Annotated in this window: 19 protein-coding genes and 2 pseudogenes; 9 read left to right on the top strand and 12 right to left on the bottom strand. The window is 71.0% G+C overall.

Annotated elements, in window-relative coordinates; translation table 11 throughout:
• Positions 1 to 162 precede the first annotated feature (162 nt).
• Positions 163 to 831 carry an SAM-dependent methyltransferase gene (locus B7C62_24315; protein ID ARF75009.1) on the top strand — a complete coding sequence of 223 codons (669 nt, stop codon included), beginning with the start codon at positions 163 to 165 and terminating at the stop codon, positions 829 to 831.
• Here B7C62_24315 and B7C62_24310 read toward each other — a convergent pair.
• Positions 817 to 1,200, bottom strand: a complete 384-nt coding sequence (locus B7C62_24310; protein ARF75008.1) for a glyoxalase — start codon at positions 1,198 to 1,200, stop codon at positions 817 to 819. The two genes, B7C62_24315 and B7C62_24310, sit on opposite strands and share 15 nt — an antisense overlap.
• Before the next feature lie 494 nt (positions 1,201 to 1,694).
• Here B7C62_24310 and B7C62_24305 point away from each other — a divergent pair, with 494 nt between their 5' ends.
• A complete protein-coding gene (locus B7C62_24305; GenBank protein ARF77356.1) occupies positions 1,695 to 2,318 on the top strand; it encodes a hypothetical protein in 624 nt (207 codons plus the stop codon).
• A 38-nt stretch (positions 2,319 to 2,356) separates the two neighbouring features.
• On the opposite strand, the gene B7C62_24300 is transcribed toward B7C62_24305, so the two are convergent.
• From B7C62_24300 to B7C62_24280, 5 genes are all read right to left on the bottom strand, one after another.
• The gene (locus B7C62_24300) at positions 2,357 to 2,629 is read right to left on the bottom strand and encodes a hypothetical protein (protein ID ARF75007.1); all 273 of its coding nucleotides are present in this window, start codon (positions 2,627 to 2,629) and stop codon (positions 2,357 to 2,359) included.
• 134 nt (positions 2,630 to 2,763) lie between these two features.
• Positions 2,764 to 3,564, bottom strand: a complete 801-nt coding sequence (locus tag B7C62_24295) for a short-chain dehydrogenase/reductase (protein ID ARF77355.1) — start codon at positions 3,562 to 3,564, stop codon at positions 2,764 to 2,766.
• A gap of 92 nt (positions 3,565 to 3,656) precedes the next feature.
• The gene (locus tag B7C62_24290) at positions 3,657 to 4,610 is read right to left on the bottom strand and encodes an IS481 family transposase (GenBank protein ID ARF75006.1); all 954 of its coding nucleotides are present in this window, start codon (positions 4,608 to 4,610) and stop codon (positions 3,657 to 3,659) included.
• A 120-nt stretch (positions 4,611 to 4,730) separates the two neighbouring features.
• Positions 4,731 to 5,162, bottom strand: coding sequence for a hypothetical protein (locus B7C62_24285; protein ARF75005.1), 432 nt, complete (start codon positions 5,160 to 5,162; stop codon positions 4,731 to 4,733).
• Between the two features lie 40 nt (positions 5,163 to 5,202).
• Complete coding sequence (locus B7C62_24280; protein ARF75004.1) at positions 5,203 to 5,709, bottom strand: mini-circle protein; 507 nt, start codon at positions 5,707 to 5,709, stop codon at positions 5,203 to 5,205.
• A gap of 160 nt (positions 5,710 to 5,869) precedes the next feature.
• Between B7C62_24280 and B7C62_24275 the strand changes: the two genes are divergently transcribed.
• Positions 5,870 to 6,250 carry a hypothetical protein gene (locus tag B7C62_24275; GenBank protein ID ARF75003.1) on the top strand — a complete coding sequence of 127 codons (381 nt, stop codon included), beginning with the start codon at positions 5,870 to 5,872 and terminating at the stop codon, positions 6,248 to 6,250.
• Here the strand turns inward: B7C62_24275 and B7C62_24270 are convergent.
• Complete coding sequence (locus tag B7C62_24270) at positions 6,247 to 6,837, bottom strand: alpha/beta hydrolase (protein ARF75002.1); 591 nt, start codon at positions 6,835 to 6,837, stop codon at positions 6,247 to 6,249. The genes B7C62_24275 and B7C62_24270 overlap by 4 nt on opposite strands.
• Before the next feature lie 254 nt (positions 6,838 to 7,091).
• Here B7C62_24270 and B7C62_24265 point away from each other — a divergent pair, with 254 nt between their 5' ends.
• Together B7C62_24265 and B7C62_24260 are read left to right on the top strand one after the other, a co-directional pair.
• Positions 7,092 to 8,045, top strand: coding sequence for an IS481 family transposase (locus tag B7C62_24265; protein ARF75001.1), 954 nt, complete (start codon positions 7,092 to 7,094; stop codon positions 8,043 to 8,045).
• Positions 8,046 to 8,417: 372 nt separating this feature from the next.
• The gene (locus tag B7C62_24260; protein ID ARF75000.1) at positions 8,418 to 8,675 is read left to right on the top strand and encodes a hypothetical protein; all 258 of its coding nucleotides are present in this window, start codon (positions 8,418 to 8,420) and stop codon (positions 8,673 to 8,675) included.
• Positions 8,676 to 9,301: 626 nt separating this feature from the next.
• On the opposite strand, the gene B7C62_24255 is transcribed toward B7C62_24260, so the two are convergent.
• Complete coding sequence (locus B7C62_24255; GenBank protein ARF74999.1) at positions 9,302 to 10,354, bottom strand: hypothetical protein; 1,053 nt, start codon at positions 10,352 to 10,354, stop codon at positions 9,302 to 9,304.
• Between the two features lie 282 nt (positions 10,355 to 10,636).
• On the opposite strand from B7C62_24255, the gene B7C62_24250 reads away from it, so the two are divergent.
• A complete protein-coding gene (locus B7C62_24250) occupies positions 10,637 to 11,785 on the top strand; it encodes a hypothetical protein (protein ARF74998.1) in 1,149 nt (382 codons plus the stop codon).
• Positions 11,786 to 11,882: 97 nt separating this feature from the next.
• On the opposite strand, the gene B7C62_24245 is transcribed toward B7C62_24250, so the two are convergent.
• The 3 genes from B7C62_24245 to B7C62_24235 all read right to left on the bottom strand — a co-directional run bounded on the left by B7C62_24245 (position 11,883) and on the right by B7C62_24235 (position 13,982).
• Complete coding sequence (locus B7C62_24245) at positions 11,883 to 12,299, bottom strand: hypothetical protein (GenBank protein ARF74997.1); 417 nt, start codon at positions 12,297 to 12,299, stop codon at positions 11,883 to 11,885.
• Positions 12,300 to 12,343: 44 nt separating this feature from the next.
• Complete coding sequence (locus B7C62_24240; protein ID ARF74996.1) at positions 12,344 to 13,357, bottom strand: hypothetical protein; 1,014 nt, start codon at positions 13,355 to 13,357, stop codon at positions 12,344 to 12,346.
• Between the two features lie 169 nt (positions 13,358 to 13,526).
• A complete protein-coding gene (locus tag B7C62_24235; GenBank protein ARF74995.1) occupies positions 13,527 to 13,982 on the bottom strand; it encodes a hypothetical protein in 456 nt (151 codons plus the stop codon).
• A 372-nt stretch (positions 13,983 to 14,354) separates the two neighbouring features.
• On the opposite strand from B7C62_24235, the gene B7C62_24230 reads away from it, so the two are divergent.
• The 3 genes and pseudogenes from B7C62_24230 to B7C62_24220 all read left to right on the top strand — a co-directional run bounded on the left by B7C62_24230 (position 14,355) and on the right by B7C62_24220 (position 17,133).
• On the top strand, positions 14,355 to 15,344 hold the full coding sequence (locus tag B7C62_24230) for an endoglucanase (GenBank protein ARF74994.1): 990 nt from the start codon (positions 14,355 to 14,357) through the stop codon (positions 15,342 to 15,344).
• Positions 15,345 to 15,549: 205 nt separating this feature from the next.
• Positions 15,550 to 15,957 (top strand): hypothetical protein, encoded by a 408-nt coding sequence (locus B7C62_24225; protein ID ARF74993.1) that lies wholly within the window; start codon positions 15,550 to 15,552, stop codon positions 15,955 to 15,957.
• Between the two features lie 39 nt (positions 15,958 to 15,996).
• Positions 15,997 to 17,133: pseudogene (locus B7C62_24220) on the top strand (RNA polymerase subunit sigma-24).
• A gap of 73 nt (positions 17,134 to 17,206) precedes the next feature.
• On the opposite strand, the pseudogene B7C62_24215 reads toward B7C62_24220, so the two are convergent.
• Positions 17,207 to 18,568, bottom strand: a pseudogene (locus B7C62_24215) (hypothetical protein).
• Positions 18,569 to 18,672 lie beyond the last annotated feature (104 nt).

Genomic DNA, 18,672 nt, shown 5'->3' with positions numbered 1-18,672 from the left:
CCCGCCCGGAGGAACGGTTCGCCTCCGCCCTTCCGCCCGCCTCCGCCACTCCCCCGCCCCGCCACCCGGGATCGAGCCCCGGATCGAGTCCCGCTGGACACGGGAACGCCGAGACGGAACGCTCGTGCTTTCCAGGACGGCCGACCGGAAGGCACACAGCACATGACTGGGCAACCCGACCGCTGGGCGGAACTGACCGGCGGACGAACCGGCGAGGAGTACGCCCGGCGCTTCGCGCGGCTCGCCGCATCGGGCCATGACGTCCACGGCGAGGCCACCTTCTGCGAGGCCCTGCTGAAGCCCGCCGCACGGATTCTCGACGCGGGCTGCGGGACCGGCCGGATCGCGATCCGGCTCACCGAGCTGGGCCACCACTGCACGGGCGTGGACGCCGACGCCTCGATGCTCGCCGTGGCCCGCCGCCAGGCGCCCGCCCAGGAGTGGCTCCTGGGCGACCTGGCCCACCTGGACACCCTCGCCCTGGAGCCGGGCTACGACCTGGCCCTGGCCGCCGGAAACGTCATCCCGCTCCTGGCCCCCGGCACGGAACCGGCCGTGATCCGGCACCTGGCCGCCGCCCTGCGCCCCGGCGGACTGCTGGTCACGGGCATGGGCCTGGACGCGGCCCACCTGCCCCTGCCGGAACCGACGGTCACCGTCGAGGAGTTCGACGCCTGGTGCACCCGGGCCGGGCTCTCCCTGCTCCAGCGGTACGCCACGTGGAGCGGCGACACCTACCACCCGGGCAGCGGCTACGCGGTGAGCGTCCACGCCCGTACGGACGGCACTCCCGCGCCGCCGGAGGAGGGCGCACGGTCAGAGAGGCGGTAGCCGCCTGCGCAGGAGGCAGAATTCGTTGCCTTCCGGGTCGGCCAGAACGTGCCAGCTCTCCTCACCGCTCTGGCCCACGTCGGCGGGCCTGGCCCCCAGGGCGAGCAGCCGCTCCAGCTCGGCTTCCTGGTCGCGGTCGGTGGCGTTGACGTCGATGTGCAGCCGGAGTTTCCCCGTACGCGGTTCGCCGCCGGGGCTGAGGACGAGGGTGGGCTGCGGGCCGCCGAAGCCGGTGCCGGGCGGCCCGATCTCGATGCTTCCGTCATCCTCGCGGCCGAGTTCGACATAGCCGAGGACGCCGCTCCAGAAGGCGGCGAGCCGTTCGGGGTCGGTGCAGTCGATGACCAGTTCGCTGATGCGGCATGCCATGCCGGTCAGTGTACGAGCGCACCGGGCACCCCGGCCGAACGCGGCCGACCGCACGCGCCCTCGTCGGCAGGGCACCGGCCTTCTCACGCTCGCCCGGTCGGCCTCGGTCTTCTCATGCTCAACCGGGGATACGGCCGGACGCGCCTGACCGCGGAGGGAATGGAGTTCCGCGCCTTCGTGAGCCGACGCCCGGTTCCCTGGAGCGAGATCCCCCGGATCGAGAAGCGCCTGCATCTCACGCGCAGTGGCTCCTGGTGGGACCTGAGGGCCGTACGGGGACGTGGGCGTCCGCTCACGATTCCCGGGGCCTTCACCAGCCGGACGGGGGATGCCGAGTTCGAGCGTAAGTTGTCGGCCGTCCAAGAGCGTTGGGCACGCGTGACCGGCGGCCGACGGCGCTCACGCCGCACAGCCCTCTGCCGAGCCGAGAGGCTCCAGGCAGTGCTGAGACGAGCAGCCCCCGCCCCGTCCGCTGCCTGCCTATCCTGGTGGGCATGACTTCCCAGCCCCCGGAGCTCCCGCCGCGCCCTGCTCCGCCCGGAAAGCTCCGCGCCTCTCACGACGACCGGGACGCGGTCGTGGAGCAGCTGCGCAACGCGGCGGCCGAGGGGCGCATCGATCTCGATGAGCTGGGTTCCCGGGTGGAGCTGGCGCTGAAGTCCAGGACCCACGGCGAACTGGCCGCCCTGACCGACGACTTGCCGAAGCCGGACTCCGTCTCCGCTGCGAGCCTGCCGCCGCTGGTGCTCAAGGGCGGCATCTACGGCGTCTCCCGAGGCCCCGAGCGGTGGGAGGTTCCCGGCCGCGTGATCGCTCACGGAGGCGTGGGCGGCGTGAAGATCGACTTCACCCGGGTCGAGTGCCGCCTCCCGGAGATCGCGGTGGAGGCGTACGGGGAGACATCCGGTGTCACGGTCGTCATCCCCGACTCCTGGGCCACGGACGCCGGAGGCATGGACCCCGGCTTCGGCGGCCTCAAGAACGAGACCACGCCCGACCGGCTCCCCGGGACTCCCCTGATCCGGCTCACCGGGACCGGCGGCGCGGGAGGAGTGGTCATCCGCCACCCCAACCGCCGGGAACGGCGAAAGCTGAACAGCAACCCGACGGAGTCCTGACTCCCGCACCGGAAAAGCGTCTCGAGCGCCTCAGGAGATCAAGGGCCGGACTGTTCCCCACCGGGTCCCGGCCCGGGGCCGGGAACGAACAGACTCAACCGGTACGTGGTCGCCTGCATCAGGCGTCCGCAGCAGGTGTCCACCCGAGTCATGGACCAGTCGATCCGCTCCCGCCCGGCCCGCAGAAGACGCAGGTGAGCATGCCACTCCGACTCGTCCTGCGTCTCGAGAAGCACCTCCCAGCGGCCCGCGCCGAGACTGCCGCGACCCGCGACCCGCTGCTGACGTTTCCGTTTTCGCTGCCCTGGCACCGCTCCAGCATTCCTGGCCCGGTGCCGCTGTGACAAGAGCGTTGATCACGGTCGCCAACCGGTCGGCCGGACAGCCGCCCCGGATGTCCCGGTCCGCCCGCTCCGCGTCGAGTCCCCGCCGGACCCGGAACGGTTCAGATACCGGTGGAGAGCGCCACGTGGCGCCATTCGTCAAGTTCACGGCGCACCCGGTCCAGCTTCGCCTCGACACGCTCGATCGCATCCGCGCCCAACTGCAGTCGCAGCGGCGGCTCGGTGACCTCGGTGATGTCGACGATGGCCTTCGCCGCCTTCACCGGATCTCCTGGCTGACGGCCGTCGTGGTGGGCCAGTGCCTCGCGCACCGGGCCCGCGCCGACGACGTGGTCCGCGATGGAGGCCGGTTCGACCCGCATGCTCGAGCTGTTGAGGAAGTCCGTGCGCAAGCCGCCCGGCTCCACGATCGTGACACGTACGCCCAGCGGGGCCAGCTCGCCGTGCAGCGCCTCGGAGATGCCCTCGATGGCGAACTTCGACGCCCCGTACAAGCCCGCCGCGGGCGCCGTGGCGAAGCCGCCCACGGAGCCAATGTTCAGGACATGTCCGGATCGCTGGGCGCGCAACGTCGGCAGGGTCGCCCGCAAGGTGTTAAGTACGCCGAACACGTTGACATCGAAGAGAGCGCGGGCGGCTCTGTCGGACGTCTCCTCGACCGCGCCCACGAGGCCGTAGCCTGCGTTGTTGACGACGACGTCGATCCGTCCGAACTCCGCCAGGCCGGCCTCTGGCGACGATCCGGCAGTGCATCGAGCTGGCCCGAGGCCCGGGCAACGAACACGAGCGACTTGAGCTGCCGCGTCGGCACGAGAACCACGTGGAGGCCAAGATCCAGGAACTGCACGAGACCTTGGATGTGATGCGCCACAAGGTGCGGATCTACGAGGACCACCTCGCACGCGGCGAGGACCGCACAGGCCGGAACCCACCAGGAGCACCGCCCCTCAGGGAGAACATGATCCTCCGGTTACGCCCCGTCAAGAGACAGTCGCTAGGTGTATTGCCCTGTGAGGTTGGGGACGCGGGTGGCGGGTGGTTTGCCTGCGAGCGCGGTGTGTCCGCGGTGGTGATTGTAGGTGTGCAGCCAGGCGGGGAAGGCGTCGCGTCGTTCCTGTTCTGAGCGGTAGGGACGGGCGTAGGCCCATTCGTCCAGCAGGGTGCGGTTGAGGCGTTCGACCTTGCCGTTGGTCTGGGGCCGGTAGGGCCGGGTTCGCTTGTGGGCGATCCCGGCTGCTGCCAGGGTGTCGCGCCAGGTGTGGGACTTGTAGCAGGCGCCGTTGTCGGTCAGGACGCGTTCGACGGTGATTCCGACGCCGGTGAAGTAGGCGTGGGCCCGCTGCCAGAAGGCGGTGGCGGTTTCCTTCTTCTCGTCGGTGAGTATCTCGCTGTAGGCCAGGCGGGAGTGGTCGTCGACGGCGGTGTGGATGTACTGGTAGCCGACACCGGACCTGGTCCTGCGGCCCGCCGGGCGGCCCAGGACTTTGTGGCCGCCGCCGTCGGGGATGTTCCCGAGTTTCTTGATGTCCACGTGTACCAGCTCGCCGGGGCGGTCGTGTTCGTAGCGGCGTATGACGCGGCCGGTGGCCCGGTCCAGATGCTTCAGGCGGGCCAGGCCGAAGCGGGTCAGGACCCGGTGCACGGTCGAGGGGGCCAGGTTCAGCAGGTGCGCGATGCGGGCTGGTCCCCAGCGCCGCAGGACTCTGACCTTGATGATCCGGCGTTCGGTTCGGGTCGCGGTCCGGCGCGGGCTGTGGTGCGGGCGGGAGGAGCGGTCGCTCATGCCGGCCTCGCCCGTGGCCCGGTAGCGGGTGGCCCACCGCTGGGCCGTGGTGGGCGAGACCTGGAAGCGTTCTGCCGCGCGTCGAAGAGGCCAGCCATCCTCGACCACGCAGCGGGCCAGACGCAGGCGGCCGGTCTCGGTCAGAGGTGCATTACGGTGGGGCACGAGGGCCTTTCGGTCAGGTGTAGACGTCGCAATCCACACCGAACCGGCAGGCCCTCACCCATTTCAAGATCCCTCAGCCGAGATGTACCTCACCGTCCACAACCTCCCGGGACAGAACAGCTAGAGCTCGTAGTCCTGGGCCAGCTCCTCCCAGCGAATGCCACGCAGCCCGAGGTCGGCGTCCTCGCCCGAAGGGACGTCCAAGCCGGTCTGGAACCAGACCACGGTGAGAGCGGAACGGTGCAGCACCGGGTCGAGTTCAGAGGCGACCGCTGCCGAACGGAAGACCCCGGTGCAGGCCACGGAAGGGAGTACCTCAACGGGGCCGAAGGCGCCGGCGGTCTGGTCCGGGTACTCGAGGGAGGGTGAAACCAGATGAACCGGCCTGGTGGGAAACGCCCGCTCAGCCTGCCGCTGGAGACCCCTGACCCTCATGTCGTTGATGAGTTTGCACGGGTAGCCCTCCAGCGTCCCTGCATAGGTCGAGGACATTCGCAGCTCGGTGAGCTCGATCGAACGTCCGGACGAGAGAGCTATGCGGCTCAGCGACATGCCGACACCCTATGCACAGGATTCACTCCCGATATACGGCCTAGTAGCCGGTCGCACCGTCGAGCATCTCGCGCAGGATGTCCAGATGGCCGTTGTGGCGGGCCGTCTCCTCGGTGAGATGGAGGAGTATCCAGCGCAGGTCGACATGGAGGCCGTTACGGATGGTCCCCCGGGCCCGCTCGTCCAGGTCGGTTCCGGCGACCAGTTCGCGGTAGCGGGCGCTCTGTTCGGCGTACTCGTCGAGCAGCTGCGTGAGCGGGTAGTCGACGGCGATCCGCATCTCGCGGTCGGGGTCCTCATCCGTCATGGGGGCCAGGTCCTCCTCGCCGAGGAAGATCACCTGGAACCAGTAGTACTCGACCCAGCGGAGGTGGTTGATCACTCCGCTCATGGTCATCAGCGGTGAGCCCGGCAGGAGCGCCTTGCGGGCGTTCTCCGCGGAGACGCCTTCGCACTTGGCGCGAGCGGTGCCACGTGCGTAGTCGAGAAACGTGGTGAGCTGGGTGCGCTCGTCCCACGCGGGCGGTGTGTCATCGATCCTTGTCATCGCGCGAAGCGTCCCCGATCACCACGACCCGTGTCGAGGGATTTGCCGCCGGCCCCGACCCGCTTCACCCGGCTCCTTGTCCGGCGGGTCGATACAGCGATCCAGCACCGGCGGGCCACCCGGCGTGATCCGCCGGGCAGGAGGCCCTTAGGGTCCAGCCATGACGTTGACCGACCTCAGCAACGGCTTCCGCGATGAGGACCAGCAGCGGTGCGTCCAAGCAGTGATCCACAGCCGCTTCGCGGACGACCGGGATCAGCAGGAGTGCCGCTACCTCATGCGGTTCTGGTGGCAGCTGAGAATGACGTACCAGGAAGTGTCCGTCGAGGAACTGCGCCTGAACGTCGGCAGCCGGAAGCTGGAATCGGTCATGGAACTGATCGACGCCATCAGGTCGTCGCACGACGAGATCGACGCCTGGCTCGCATCTGCTGTCCGGACGTTCCCGGTGGTTCTGGACCGCGGCTTCAGGGGTGCCTCGACAGCACCGGCCGCGGCGGGGGCCTCCTCCGACGACGTACCTGATTCCGCGGACGTCTAACGGGCGAGAGAGCCGATGAACCGGTCAAGCCGGGAGACGACCTGCCGCATTACCTCGACCGATCCCTCGGCGTCGTCCGCGAGCTCCAGGGAGTGGTCCGCCGAGGGGACCTCCAGGACTTCGTGGGGCAGGGACTCCGCCAGCCGCGCGTCCCACATCTGGTCGGCGGTACCGCCGACCAGGAGCGTCGGGGCCTGGGCACGCTGGAGAGCACGGGCCACATGGTCCAGGGTCAGGACAGGGGTGAGCCAGGCCGCCGGGATGTTCCGGTCGGCTGCGATACCGCAGGCGAGGGAGCCCAGGGACTTGCCGACGAGAAGGCGGCAGGCGCCCGCCTCGGCGTCGATGGCCCGGGTGACCTGCCGCTCGACCCACGCGATCCGGTCGGCCACGGGGATCTGCGGGAAGTCGCCCGGAACCTGCCACCACAACTCCTGGACCTTCCAGCCGTGTTGGCGGAGAACGCTGCACGCGAAGTGCAGCAGTGGCCTGGCGGGCGAGTAACCGACGCCTGGAACGACGAGGGCGACACGGTCAGGGTCACCGTCACTGCGGGTGGGAACGCCGAGGGGCGAGGGGGCGGACATGGCCGCAGGCTACCGGCCGCATCCAAACGGGCCTGGCCCCGGCCTCCGTGCCGGGCCCGGGACCAAGCCCCCGGTGCCGTAGCGATGGACACGGCCAAGAGGTGTCCGGCGGGTCGGGGCCGGACCATCCCTAGGTGTTCTGTCCCGGGAGGTTGTGGACGGTGAGGTACATCTCGGCTGAGGGATCTTGAAATGGGTGAGGGCCTGCCGGTTCGGTGTGGATTGCGACGTCTACACCTGACCGAAAGGCCCTCGTGCCCCACCGTAATGCACCTCTGACCGAGACCGGCCGCCTGCGTCTGGCCCGCTGCGTGGTCGAGGATGGCTGGCCTCTTCGACGCGCGGCAGAACGCTTCCAGGTCTCGCCCACCACGGCCCAGCGGTGGGCCACCCGCTACCGGGCCACGGGCGAGGCCGGCATGAGCGACCGCTCCTCCCGCCCGCACCACAGCCCGCGCCGGACCGCGACCCGAACCGAACGCCGGATCATCAAGGTCAGAGTCCTGCGGCGCTGGGGACCAGCCCGCATCGCGCACCTGCTGAACCTGGCCCCCTCGACCGTGCACCGGGTCCTGACCCGCTTCGGCCTGGCCCGCCTGAAGCATCTGGACCGGGCCACCGGCCGCGTCATACGCCGCTACGAACACGACCGCCCCGGCGAGCTGGTACACGTGGACATCAAGAAACTCGGGAACATCCCCGACGGCGGCGGCCACAAAGTCCTGGGCCGCCCGGCGGGCCGCAGGACCAGGTCCGGTGTCGGCTACCAGTACATCCACACCGCCGTCGACGACCACTCCCGCCTGGCCTACAGCGAGATACTCACCGACGAGAAGAAGGAAACCGCCACCGCCTTCTGGCAGCGGGCCCACGCCTACTTCACCGGCGTCGGAATCACCGTCGAACGCGTCCTGACCGACAACGGCGCCTGCTACAAGTCCCACACCTGGCGCGACACCCTGGCAGCAGCCGGGATCGCCCACAAGCGAACCCGGCCCTACCGGCCCCAGACCAACGGCAAGGTCGAACGCCTCAACCGCACCCTGCTGGACGAATGGGCCTACGCCCGTCCCTACCGCTCAGAACAGGAACGACGCGACGCCTTCCCCGCCTGGCTGCACACCTACAATCACCACCGCGGACACACCGCGCTCGCAGGCAAACCACCCGCCACCCGCGTCCCCAACCTCACAGGGCAATACACCTAGGGCGTGTCCGGCGGATCAGGGCCGGACAGGCCCTAGTACTTCTGGCAGTAGAAGCCCCCGTCCCACGGCCACTCGCACTGATCGGCGTAGCTGGTGCCGGTGAATCCGAGCGAGACGAGCGCGGTCACGGCCAGGACGGCCAGGGCCCTGCGCACTGCTGACATGGTTCCCCCTCGAAGAAACGAATGCCGAGGCCCCGGGAATCCGGGACCGTTCCCGCAGCCGGATCGCCACTGCGGCAGCACCGAGAGCAGGGCCACATATTCTCCGCTGAAAGAGAAATGACGGGCCGAAAGCCAGCTCCGGCACCGGGCCCGTTCACATTCGGCCGATGGCCGCGTGACCTACGGGGGCGGGGCGCGTTCATCGGCCATGCGAAAGATCATCACGTGCGGCCTGCTGGCCGCCGCAGCCCTCTCCGCCGCCCCGCCCGCCTTCGCCGACAACGACAGCAACTTCGGCAGCGGCGTCAACGCCGCGAACAACTGGAACTTCACCGCCGCTGACGTGTGCATCCAAGAACTCGCCGTGGTGCCCGCCATGAGCGACTGGACCGGCAACCACAAGAACAACTGCTCCAACGGCAACGTCATCGACCACTCCAGCACCGCGCCACTGCCCGGCCAGTAGCAGCTCCACGCGGAATCAATCGGCGGCCTGAATGAGCCGATGACATTCCGCCCCAACAAGCACTTGCCGCCTTGGCAGGTATGCGCCATGGTGAAATCCCTTGGTGCGTAAGGAAGTTCACCACGAGTGGTGCGCACGCTGTGGCCGGGGGCGGAGAGACGGAGTGGCCTCCCCCGGCCACAGCCGTAGCGGGAAGTCACCACGATGAACCAGGACCAGGCGTGCGAGGCCCTCGCCTCCGCCGAAACAGCCACTTCGCGTATACGGAGAACCGGCCAACGCCCTCGTACGGCACTGATCCTGCTCCTGGGCGTGGCCATGATGGCACTGGTGGCGGTGTACGGCCTGGTCATTCAGCCCAGGGGTTCGTACACCGCTCCCGCCCCTGTCCCCTTCCTGCTCATGCTTCCGCTGCTGGCTCTCAGCATCTTCGTGGCAACCCGCTCCGTCCTGCCCCGCCACTACCGGGCGTTCTACTCGGTGACCACAGCGGCCGGAGCGGGCCTCTACAGCCTGGCCGTCACCATCGGCCCTCACCCGCCACGTAGCGACCCTCCAAGCAATCGCCTCCGGCGCTCCACCGGCAGGGAACATGGACTGACGGACGCACGGCTGCGCGCTCGGGGCTACTTCTCCGCCCAGTACGCGGCCCGCACCTCCCCCTCCTCGAAGTCCCGGCGCGGCAGGCGCAGGCCGAGGGACTGCTCCAGGGCGTGGAAGTACAGCTCGAAGGAGTCGGTCAGTTCGGGGTGGTCCAGTTCGGCGCGGCGTACGGCCCGGTTGAGGAAGTCCAGTTCGCCGCCCCGCGGGTAGGGGGCTCGGCCGGGCTCGTACCAGATGAGCTCCAGCAGGCCCCGGTCGTCGTCGACACGGCGGCCGTCCCGCACGTGGTCGAAGGTGTAGATGGCCTTCGCGGAGGTGGCCTCCAGGTGGACGCTCTCCTTGATCCCGAGCGCCGCGTACGCCTCCTTGTCGGCGAAGGCCCCCGGCGGGGTCTCGTGGTGCAGGAGGAACGTCCACTCGCCCGCCAGCCCGAAGCAGCAGCTCTTCCACTGGCGGTCCCCGTGGGCCCGGCCGTCGTCCACGGCCCGGAGGTCCTTCAGCCGCGTACCGGCCGCGACCTGCCCGGGCTCGGCCCCGTACAGCAGGGCCAACTGCTCGGCGTCGACGGTGTGTCCGGGCGCCGCGCGGTAGAAGGCGAGCGTCGTGTACGGGGACTGATCGCGCCAGGACCGGGCTATCCAGGCGAGCCCGTCCAGCGGGTCGCGCCCGCACGGCTCGACCGTTCCCGGGTCGTCCAGGCCGCCACCGCGGAACCGTCTGCCCCACCCGGGATCGATCCGGCCCAGCGCGTCGGCCACTTCCTCGGGGCTGCCGCCGCGTCGGCGCACTCCGGCCTCGGCGATCAGGTAGAGCAGCTGGTCGAGGTCGCGGGTGGCGAAGTCCTCGAGGTAGGGATCGTGATGGCCGTGGACCGTGCCGTCCTCGTCCAGCAGCAGGCACAGGGCGCCGCTTTCCTCCCCGGTCTCCGCGATCTCCTCCTCGGCCCGCTCGGCCCACTCCTCCAGCTCGGCCTCCGCACGCACCACGGGCGGCGGTCCGACCTCGGCGAGCAGGGGGTGCCGCCCGGCCGTCCGCTGCCATGCCTCCGCGAGTACCCGCTCGGTGATGATCTCCATGGATCTCAATGTAGGAGGAGCCTCTGACAATCGGAGCGGGCGGAGCGAGTGGAACAGGTGGACAGCGGCGTCATGCGGTACGCGTATCCGCATCGCATGCGCGTGAGCGGCGGCTCCGGCCACATCTGCGTAGTGCGTGCGGAAATCCCGTACAGCGGCGGGCCGTTCCGGTCACCATCAGCCGCAGGACGAGCAGGTCGATGCCCTGGACCCGGGAGTGTGCAGCTCATGATCGCAGGAAGACCCGGCGAGGACGTACCGCCGATACCCGCACCTCAGGTCGTGGTGCTCCGGCGCCTCCGGACGGCGCGCGTCCTCGTCGCCGGACTGCTGACCGCCGGTCTGACGGTCGCGGCGGGCCCCACCGCGACCGCCACCGCTCCGCCCCACGGCCGTACGGGCCCTGCCACGGGCTCTGCGGGCTGTGCGAACCCGGTTCCGCGGACGCTCGGGCGTCTCCCGGGGGGTTTCGCCGTCGTCAGGGCGCTGGGGCGCCCGGGGATTTCCGCGGGGTCGAGCGGTGGGGTCCCCGTGTACTGGACCGGCACCAAGGTCCACCGCGTGCCGCTTCCGCCCGGGAACCTCTCGGGGGAGGTCACGGCGGTCAACCGGCACGGGCTGATGGTCGGGACGCTGCACCACCCGGGCACCGGCGCGACCAGCGCGTTCAGCTTCCGTATCGGCGGCTCCGGGGTGAAGCTGCTGCCGGGCGGGACCGCCGCCAACGACGTCAATGACTCGGGTGTCATCGCCGGGGTCACCACCGGGGCGGGTTCCGGGCGCACGGGGGTGCTCTGGAAGAACAACGCCGTGCTGCGGCACCTCACGGTGGACGGTTCCACCGGCGAGTACGGCGGGGCCTTCACGGCGGTGGGCATCAACGACGCCGGTACGGTCATCGGCGGCGGCAGCCGGTACGTGGGCGGCGAGTGGGTCGGCGTCGGGCTCGTCTGGAAGGCCGGTCCGCCCGGCCACGCGCGGACGCTGCTCCCGGAGGCCGCGCCCGGCGAGGGCTACTCCTCCGTGGCCGCCGACATCTCCCGTACGGGCCGTGTGGTGGGCCACCGCCTCTTCACCTGGGGCTCCCCGGTCCACTGGGACCGCCCGTACACCCGGCCGCCCGCCGAGGCCGCCGTGCCACCGGAGCTGGGGGCCGAGGGGTACCTCACCGCGATCAGCCCGAACGGCCGGCTGACCGCCGGGTACGCGCCCAACCGCTGGGCCGGGCCCGGGGAGGAGAGCGGGGCCGCGCTGGTGTGGCCGACCGGCCGCCCGGCGATCAAGCTGCCGCGCCTGCACCCCCTGGGCACGGCGGAGGCGCACGCCGTCGCCGACGACGGCCGCATCGGCGGCTACGCCACGGGGCTCCCCGACCCGGACGAGCCCGAGACCGCGTATCCGGTCATCTGGCGGTGTGCGGCGGGCGGATGACTCTCGGGGACCAGGCGGGCCGGTGTGCTCCACTGACCGGTCCCCCACCTGCCCGTACAGGCCGTACTGCCCGTGCCGTCGATGGCGGCGAATCGCTTCAAAGGCCCACGAGCATGGGCAGGGCGTCCGCACGGCCGTAGGCGAGGACCCGGGCGAGCATCTCCCGGAACAGGGCGATGTCCTCGGCCGGTGCTTCGATGACCGCCTCGATCTCGCTGTCCGTCAGCCCCAGGTCCGCCAGCGCCTTGGGGGCGAGCGAGACGCGGAGGACGTTGCCGGTGAGGACGGCTTCGCGTACGCAGCCGTAGGCCGTGCCCTGATCCGGTGTGACCAGGCAGTGCGTGTCCAGCCCCAGGGCCACGTCCTGCTCGTCGGGCTCTTCCTCCCCCGCCATGAACATCAGGACGAAGCCGCCGCCGTCCTCGTCCCCGCCCTCGGCCAGGAACGCTTCGACGAAGTACCCGTCGGGGTCCTCCTCGGCGCCGGCCTCGCGAGCCGTGAATCGGTACGTCATACGGAGGTTGTAGCAGGAGGCCCCGTCAGGAGGGGCTGCCGGGGTCAGCGCATCCCCGTCCCCGCCGCCACCGCCAGGGCCACGAGCAGCACGCACAGGACGGCGTTGACCAGCCGGTGTTCCCAGAAGACCGCGACGAACTCCCGGATCGTGGCGCTCGGCCAGAAGTACGCGGCGGTCGGGGAGCCGATCACCTGGCCGCGCACCCCTTCCCGGCGGGCGGTCATCGCCGCGCGGAAGGCGTGGAAGTTGTTGGTCACCACGACGCAGACATAACGCTCGTCGGCCTCCTCCATCAGCCGTCGGCTGAAGCGCAGGTTCTCGGTGGTCGTCCGGGACTCCGTCTCCTCCAGGACGAGAGCCGGGTCGACACCGTCACCGACGAGCCAGCGCCCCATGGCCTCGGCCTCCGGGAGCTTCTCGTCCGGGCCCTGTCCGCCGGAGACCAGCAGGACGGGAGGTGCCGCGCCCCGGGCCGCCTGCCGCGCCTGGATGCGGTGTCCGGCCCGCAGGCGCGAGGCGAGCAGCGGAGGGACCCGTTCGCCGCCGATGAGGCCCGAGCCCAGCACCACCACGAAGTCCACGTCGCCGCGTACGCGGATGCGGCCGTACAGGAACGCGTAGGCGAGGAAGCACAGGAACAGGAAGGCGATGTAACCGGTGACCAGGACGACCGCCAGGATGAAGGACTGGTACGCGGGCGAGCCTCCGACGTAGTCGGCGGTGACCACCAGTGCCAGTACGGCGAAGATGCCCAGACCCGCCAGCCCCGACAGGAGGTTGGCCGGGCTGCGCCCCTCCTTGCGGACCATGGTCAGGCCGTTGCCCACCAGGAAGCCGCCGAGGACCACGACCGCCAGTGCGGGGACGAGGAAGACCAGCGAGTACACCAGGACGGCCAGGTTCCCCGGCAGTCGGTCCACCTGGGTCAGCAGGGCGAACGACAGGCTCAGCACGGTCAGGCCGAGCAGGACCGCGTTGCGGAACTGGCGGCGGTCCTGCCGTACGCCCCAGCAGAACCAGAGGAGGAGAACTGCTGTCGGTACGAAAGCGATCACTGGTGACCTCGGGTGGTCGGCCGCACGGTGCGCGGCACGGTCGGGAGGAGCAGGGGCGGGGCGGGGACGCCTCCAGCCTGTATGCCCGGGAAGGGGCCGGGAACGCCCTCAGCCCGCACAGCTGCGGGAAAACGGAACGGGAAGCCGGGAACGGGACTGTCCTACTGCCCTACTGCGCGTGGCGGCGGTTCTCCTCGATCCAGTCGTCGTTCGTCTGCCACGCGTAGAGCGTGTGGTCCTCCAGCGATACGTAATAGGAGCCGCAGCGGCCCTGCGCACCGTTCACGGCGGCCGAGGGGAACCAGGAGGCGCTGAGCTCCGGGGCCGGTGCCTTCTTTTTGCCGTCGAGCAGCTCGCAGGACGCCGGAAGCCGGGCGTCGCTGAGCGTGGCCTTCAGGATGCGCTCGCCGCCGGTGGTACGCATGGCGTACTCGACGGAGGCCGCGTTGTCCGGCAGCCAGCGGGGAACGGACTCGCGTTCGCTCTTCGCCGCCTTGCCCGTGGCATAGGACGAGGTCTGCTCATGGCGCCCCTCGTACCACTCCTTGGCCTCCGGAACGGCCACCGCGACCGCCACTCCGAGCACCACCACGGTGCCCACCACGCCCACCAGAACGCCACGCATTTTCTCTCCTGTCAGATGTCGGAGCCGAAGGAAGTTTGTTCTTCCCTCCTCTCCATCTTCATGCGCTTATGCTGCGGAAAGGTCAGACTATGGGACATATACGGATACCTCTCTGGTCGCACGGCCCTGAGGGAGTCCCCCAGGCGGCCCCTGAGGAAGCCCGGCCCACGCCGGAAAGCCGGGCGCTCACCAACTCATTGACAGCCGAAGGCCCTCCTGTCACCGTCTCGACTGACGGCGGCAGTGCGCGGACCGACAACGCCCCAGGGGTCCGCCGCGCGCACCTCCCCCACCCCCACCCCCGCGCTTCCCTCCCCCCACCACAGCCGGGCCGCCGCCGAATGGGAGCGCTCCCAGAGAAGGGCCGCACTCGTGAGAAGACTCCTCCGTACGCTCGCCGCCTCGGCGTTCGTCTGTCTGCTCCTCCCCCTCGGGACCGGACCGTCCAGCGCCGCGGCCGCCGTACCGGCCGACCCCACCGGCATGACCAGCGGTTTCTATACGGACCCGAACGCGGCCCCCGCCGTCTGGGCCGCCGCCAACCCCGGTGACGGACGCGCCGCCGCCATCCGGGACTCCATCGCCTCGCGCCCCATGGCCCGCTGGTTCGGCGCCTGGAGCGGGGACATCGGGGCGGCGGTCGGCTCGTACGTGGGCGCCGCCGACGCCGCCGACAAGCTGCCCGTGCTCATCGCGTACAACATCCCCGGCCGCGACGCCTGCGGCGGCCACTCCGGCGGGGGTGCGGGGACCCCGGCCGCGTACCACTCCTGGATATCCGCCTTCGCGTCCGCCATCGGCTCCCGGCCCGCGCTCGTGGTGATCGAACCCGATTCTCTGGGCGACTTCAGCTGTCTGAGCCAGGCGCAGATCGACGAGCGCAACGGGATGCTACGGGGCGCCCTGGCCCAGTTCCGCGACCGCGCGCCCAACACCTGGACGTATCTGGACGCCGGGAACCCCGCCTGGATCGGCGCGGCCACCATGGCCCAGCACCTCGACGGCGCCGGGGCCCGCGAGGCGCACGGCTTCTCGCTGAACATCTCGAACTACTTCACCACCGGCGAGAACACCGCCTACGGCAACGCCATCAGCTCGGCGCTGGCCTCCTCCTACGGCTACTCGAAGCCGTACGTCATCGACACCAGCCGCAACGGCAACGGCTCCGACGGCGAGTGGTGCAACCCCGGCGGGCGGCGGACCGGGGCCGTCAGCCAGACCGGCGGCGGGGGCGGCGGTGCGGAAATGCTGCTGTGGCTGAAGACCCCGGGAGAGTCCGACGGGAACTGCGGAGTCGGCGGCGGGTCCGTGGCCGGGCAGTTCCTTCCGGAGGTCGCGTACAAGATGATCTTCGGGTACTGAGAGCCGCGCGGGGTGCCCTGCCCGAGGCGCCCCGCGCGCTCCGCCGCGGACTTCCCGGCCGCGTCAAGGCCGTCGCCACGGACCTCGAAGAGAGAAGGTGAAGAAAGTTCGGGCGGCCATGTCGAGAACCCGCCCTCGGCTCCGTCCCCGTAGTGAAAGCGACCACGGCGGCCCCGACCGGCAGCCCCGCACCGAGGAGAATCCCATGGCCAAGTACCTGATGCTCAAGCACTACCGGGGCGCTCCGGAGGCCGTCAACGACGTGCCCATGGACCGGTGGACGCCGGAGGAGGTCTCGGCGCACATCCAGTACATGAACGACTTCGCGGCCCGGCTGGAGAAGTCCGGGGAGTACGTCGACGGGCAGGCGCTCGCGCCGGAAGGTGCCTGGGTCCGGTACGACGGGGAGGGGCGGCCGCCGGTCACCGACGGGCCGTTCGCCGAGACCAAGGACCTGATCGCCGGGTGGATGATCATCGACGTGGACTCGTACGAACGTGCCGTCGAGCTGGCCGGTGAGCTGTCGGCCGCTCCGGGCGCGGGCGGGAAGCCGATCCACGAGTGGCTGGAGCTGCGCCCCTTCCTGACCGCGCCGCCCACCATCTCGGAGTGACCTGATCCGATGAACGAGATCGCGGAGGGGGCCGAGCCGGTGGACGAGCTGCTGCTCCGGAGCATCGTGCCGGGCGTGCTCGGGGTCCTCGTCCGCCGCGGAGCCGACTTCGCGGCGGCCGAGGACGCCGTACAGGAAGCGCTGGTCGAGGCGGTGCGGGTCTGGCCCGCCGATCCGCCGCGCGACCCGAAGGGGTGGCTGGTCACCGTGGCCTGGCGGCGGTTCCTCGACGCGACGCGGGCCGATGCCTCCCGGCGGCGGCGCGAGGACCTCGTGGAGGAGGAGCCGCCGCCCGGTCCCGCCCCCGGGACCGACGACACGCTCCGGCTCTACTTCCTCTGCGCGCACCCCTCCCTCACGCCCTCGTCCGCCGTCGCGCTCACCCTGCGCGCGGTCGGCGGGCTCACCACCCGGCAGATCGCCCGCGCCTATCTGGTGCCCGAGGCGACGATGGCGCAGAGGATCAGCCGGGCCAAGCGCACGGTCTCCGGTGTGCGGTTCGACCGGGCCGGCGATGTCTCCACCGTGCTGCGCGTCCTCTACCTGGTCTTCAACGAGGGGTACTCCGGCGATGTCGACCTCGCCGCCGAGGCCATCCGGCTCACCCGGCAGCTCGCGGCCGTGATCGACCACCCGGAGGTGGCGGGGCTGCTCGCCCTGATGCTGCTCCACCAGGCCCGGCGCGCCGCCCGCACCGGGCCCGACGGCAGCCTGGTGCCGCTCGCCGAGCAGGACCGGGGGCAGTGGGACACCCAGGCGATCGCGGAGGGGGTGCGCATCCTTCAGGCGGCCCTCGCGCGCGACCGGCTGGGCGAGTACCAGGCCCAGGCCGCCGTCGCCGCGCTCCACGCCGACGCGCCCACCGCCGGGGAGACCGACTGGGTGCAGATCGTGGAGTGGTACGACGAGCTGGTGCGGCTGACCGGCAGTCCGGTCGTCCGGCTCAACCGCGCGGTGGCCGTGGGCGAGGCGGACGGGGCGCGCGCCGGGCTCGCCGCCCTCGCGGAGCTGGACGGTTCGCTGCCCCGGTACGCGGCGGTGTCCGCGTACCTCCATGAGCGCGACGGGGACCTGGAGACGGCGGCGAAGCTGTACGCCGAGGCCGCCCGCAAGGCGCAGAACACTGCCGAGCGTGACCATCTGACCCGGCGGGCCGCCCGGCTCAACTCCCGGAAGGATGAGGAGGAACGCCAGGACCAGGAGCACCGGAAGGGCCGGGAGCACCGGGAGCGCCCGAAGGAGTAGGCGTTCGCGCCCCGTCCGTCACCCGCTCCAGCCCGTAGAAGTCCGCCACGCACCCACCGGGCCAGTAGTTGGCCCCGCCCCGGCTGAACGGCTCCAGCATGGCGCTGATGACGAGCCGTTCGTACGGCATCACGCGCTCGCCGTCCGCCGCGCCCTCCCGCAGCCGCCGGTCCTGCGCGTCCCACTTCTCCGCCCGGGCCCGCATGTTGGTGTCCAGGTTGAGCAGCGAGACCGCCGGGCCGAAGCAGACCAGGACGCAGAGCGCGGCGCATACGGCCTTGACCGCGGCCGTACGGCCTACGTACCGCCGCACCGCGAGGCCGCCCAGCGCCCCGGCTCCGACGAGGAGGACCACGTACAGCAGGAGGTAGTCGTTCCAGAGCCGGTTGGCGCTCGGGTCGCTCACCCGGTCCTGGAACACCGGGTACGCGATCACCGTGCACAGATAGCCGGAGACCAGGAGCGTGAGCAGGGCGGTCCAGACGAGCAGGGGCCCGTGGGCGGGCGGGGCGGGGGTGCGGCCGTCGCGGTGGGCGCAGAGCAGGCCGAGGAGTACGCCGACGGCGACCGCGCCCACGTACTGCCAGGTGGTGACCGTCTGGACCGTGATCTCCGCGAAGGCGCGCAGCGAGGCGGCGAGCGAGTCCGGGGCGAGCAGCGAGGTGGTCTCCGCGCCGAACCGTTCCCGGCGGCGGGTGGAGCCGGGTGAGGTGATGAGGACGAGGGCGCCCGCCACCGTTCCGGCGATGCCCGCCCCGCACCACAGGCGGACGAACCCCCGTTCAGCGGCGGGGACCAGCCGGACGCTCAGCAGCAGCGTGGCCAGCAGCACCATCACCACCACGATCGCCGTCTCCTCCGAGAGCGTGGCGAGGAACGCGCCCGCGACCAGGACGGTGGCGAGGGCGAACCCCCGGCCCCGGCGGGTACGGGCGAGCAGCAGCGGGATCAGCGCGGCGCAGGCCAGGACCGGTGGCAGGGTGTGCGAGACGGAGGCGGCGGGCCAGTAGAACGTCTTGTACGTGTTCGGCGTGACGAACAGGAACAGCGCGGTCACCATCGCCGCGACCAGCAGCGGCAGCCCGCGCGGCACCGTGATCCCGCCCCGGCGCAGCGCGACGACCGTCACCGCCCAGAGGACCGCGAGCACCAGCACCCCGCTGATGACGGGGTACCACTGGTGCCCGGCGACCTGGAACTTCGCGTAGGCGCCGACGAGCAGCGCGTTGGCGACACGCCCGTTGTCGTCGAAGTAGAACTTCCCGACCAGGCCGGTGATGCCGTCGTCCCGTACGGCGGGGAGGAAGCACCAGTCGTCGGCGCTGGGCCGCACCCACCGGCCGAACCAGGAGGCGGCGGCGAGCAGGGCGAGGGGCGGGAGCGCGAGGGCGGTGACCCAGAGCGCGGTCCAGGGGCGGGGGTCCTGGGGGCGTGGGTCCCGGTGGCGGGAGTCCTGGGGGCGTGGGTCCC

It is taken from the genome of Kitasatospora albolonga (assembly GCA_002082585.1).
GTDB classification, from domain to species: domain Bacteria; phylum Actinomycetota; class Actinomycetes; order Streptomycetales; family Streptomycetaceae; genus Streptomyces; species Streptomyces stephensoniae.
This window is presented reverse-complemented; position numbering and strand designations above follow the sequence as displayed.

Coding starts and splice junctions, on each gene's coding strand:
- B7C62_24315 (ARF75009.1), top strand. CDS start 163: ATGACTGGGCAACCCGACCGCTGGGCGGAACTGACCGGCGGACGAACC.
- B7C62_24310 (ARF75008.1), bottom strand. CDS start 1,200: ATGGCATGCCGCATCAGCGAACTGGTCATCGACTGCACCGACCCCGAA.
- B7C62_24305 (ARF77356.1), top strand. CDS start 1,695: ATGACTTCCCAGCCCCCGGAGCTCCCGCCGCGCCCTGCTCCGCCCGGA.
- B7C62_24285 (ARF75005.1), bottom strand. CDS start 5,162: ATGTCGCTGAGCCGCATAGCTCTCTCGTCCGGACGTTCGATCGAGCTC.
- B7C62_24280 (ARF75004.1), bottom strand. CDS start 5,709: ATGACAAGGATCGATGACACACCGCCCGCGTGGGACGAGCGCACCCAG.
- B7C62_24275 (ARF75003.1), top strand. CDS start 5,870: ATGACGTTGACCGACCTCAGCAACGGCTTCCGCGATGAGGACCAGCAG.
- B7C62_24270 (ARF75002.1), bottom strand. CDS start 6,837: ATGTCCGCCCCCTCGCCCCTCGGCGTTCCCACCCGCAGTGACGGTGAC.
- B7C62_24260 (ARF75000.1), top strand. CDS start 8,418: ATGCGAAAGATCATCACGTGCGGCCTGCTGGCCGCCGCAGCCCTCTCC.
- B7C62_24255 (ARF74999.1), bottom strand. CDS start 10,354: ATGGAGATCATCACCGAGCGGGTACTCGCGGAGGCATGGCAGCGGACG.
- B7C62_24245 (ARF74997.1), bottom strand. CDS start 12,299: ATGACGTACCGATTCACGGCTCGCGAGGCCGGCGCCGAGGAGGACCCC.
- B7C62_24235 (ARF74995.1), bottom strand. CDS start 13,982: ATGCGTGGCGTTCTGGTGGGCGTGGTGGGCACCGTGGTGGTGCTCGGA.
- B7C62_24225 (ARF74993.1), top strand. CDS start 15,550: ATGGCCAAGTACCTGATGCTCAAGCACTACCGGGGCGCTCCGGAGGCC.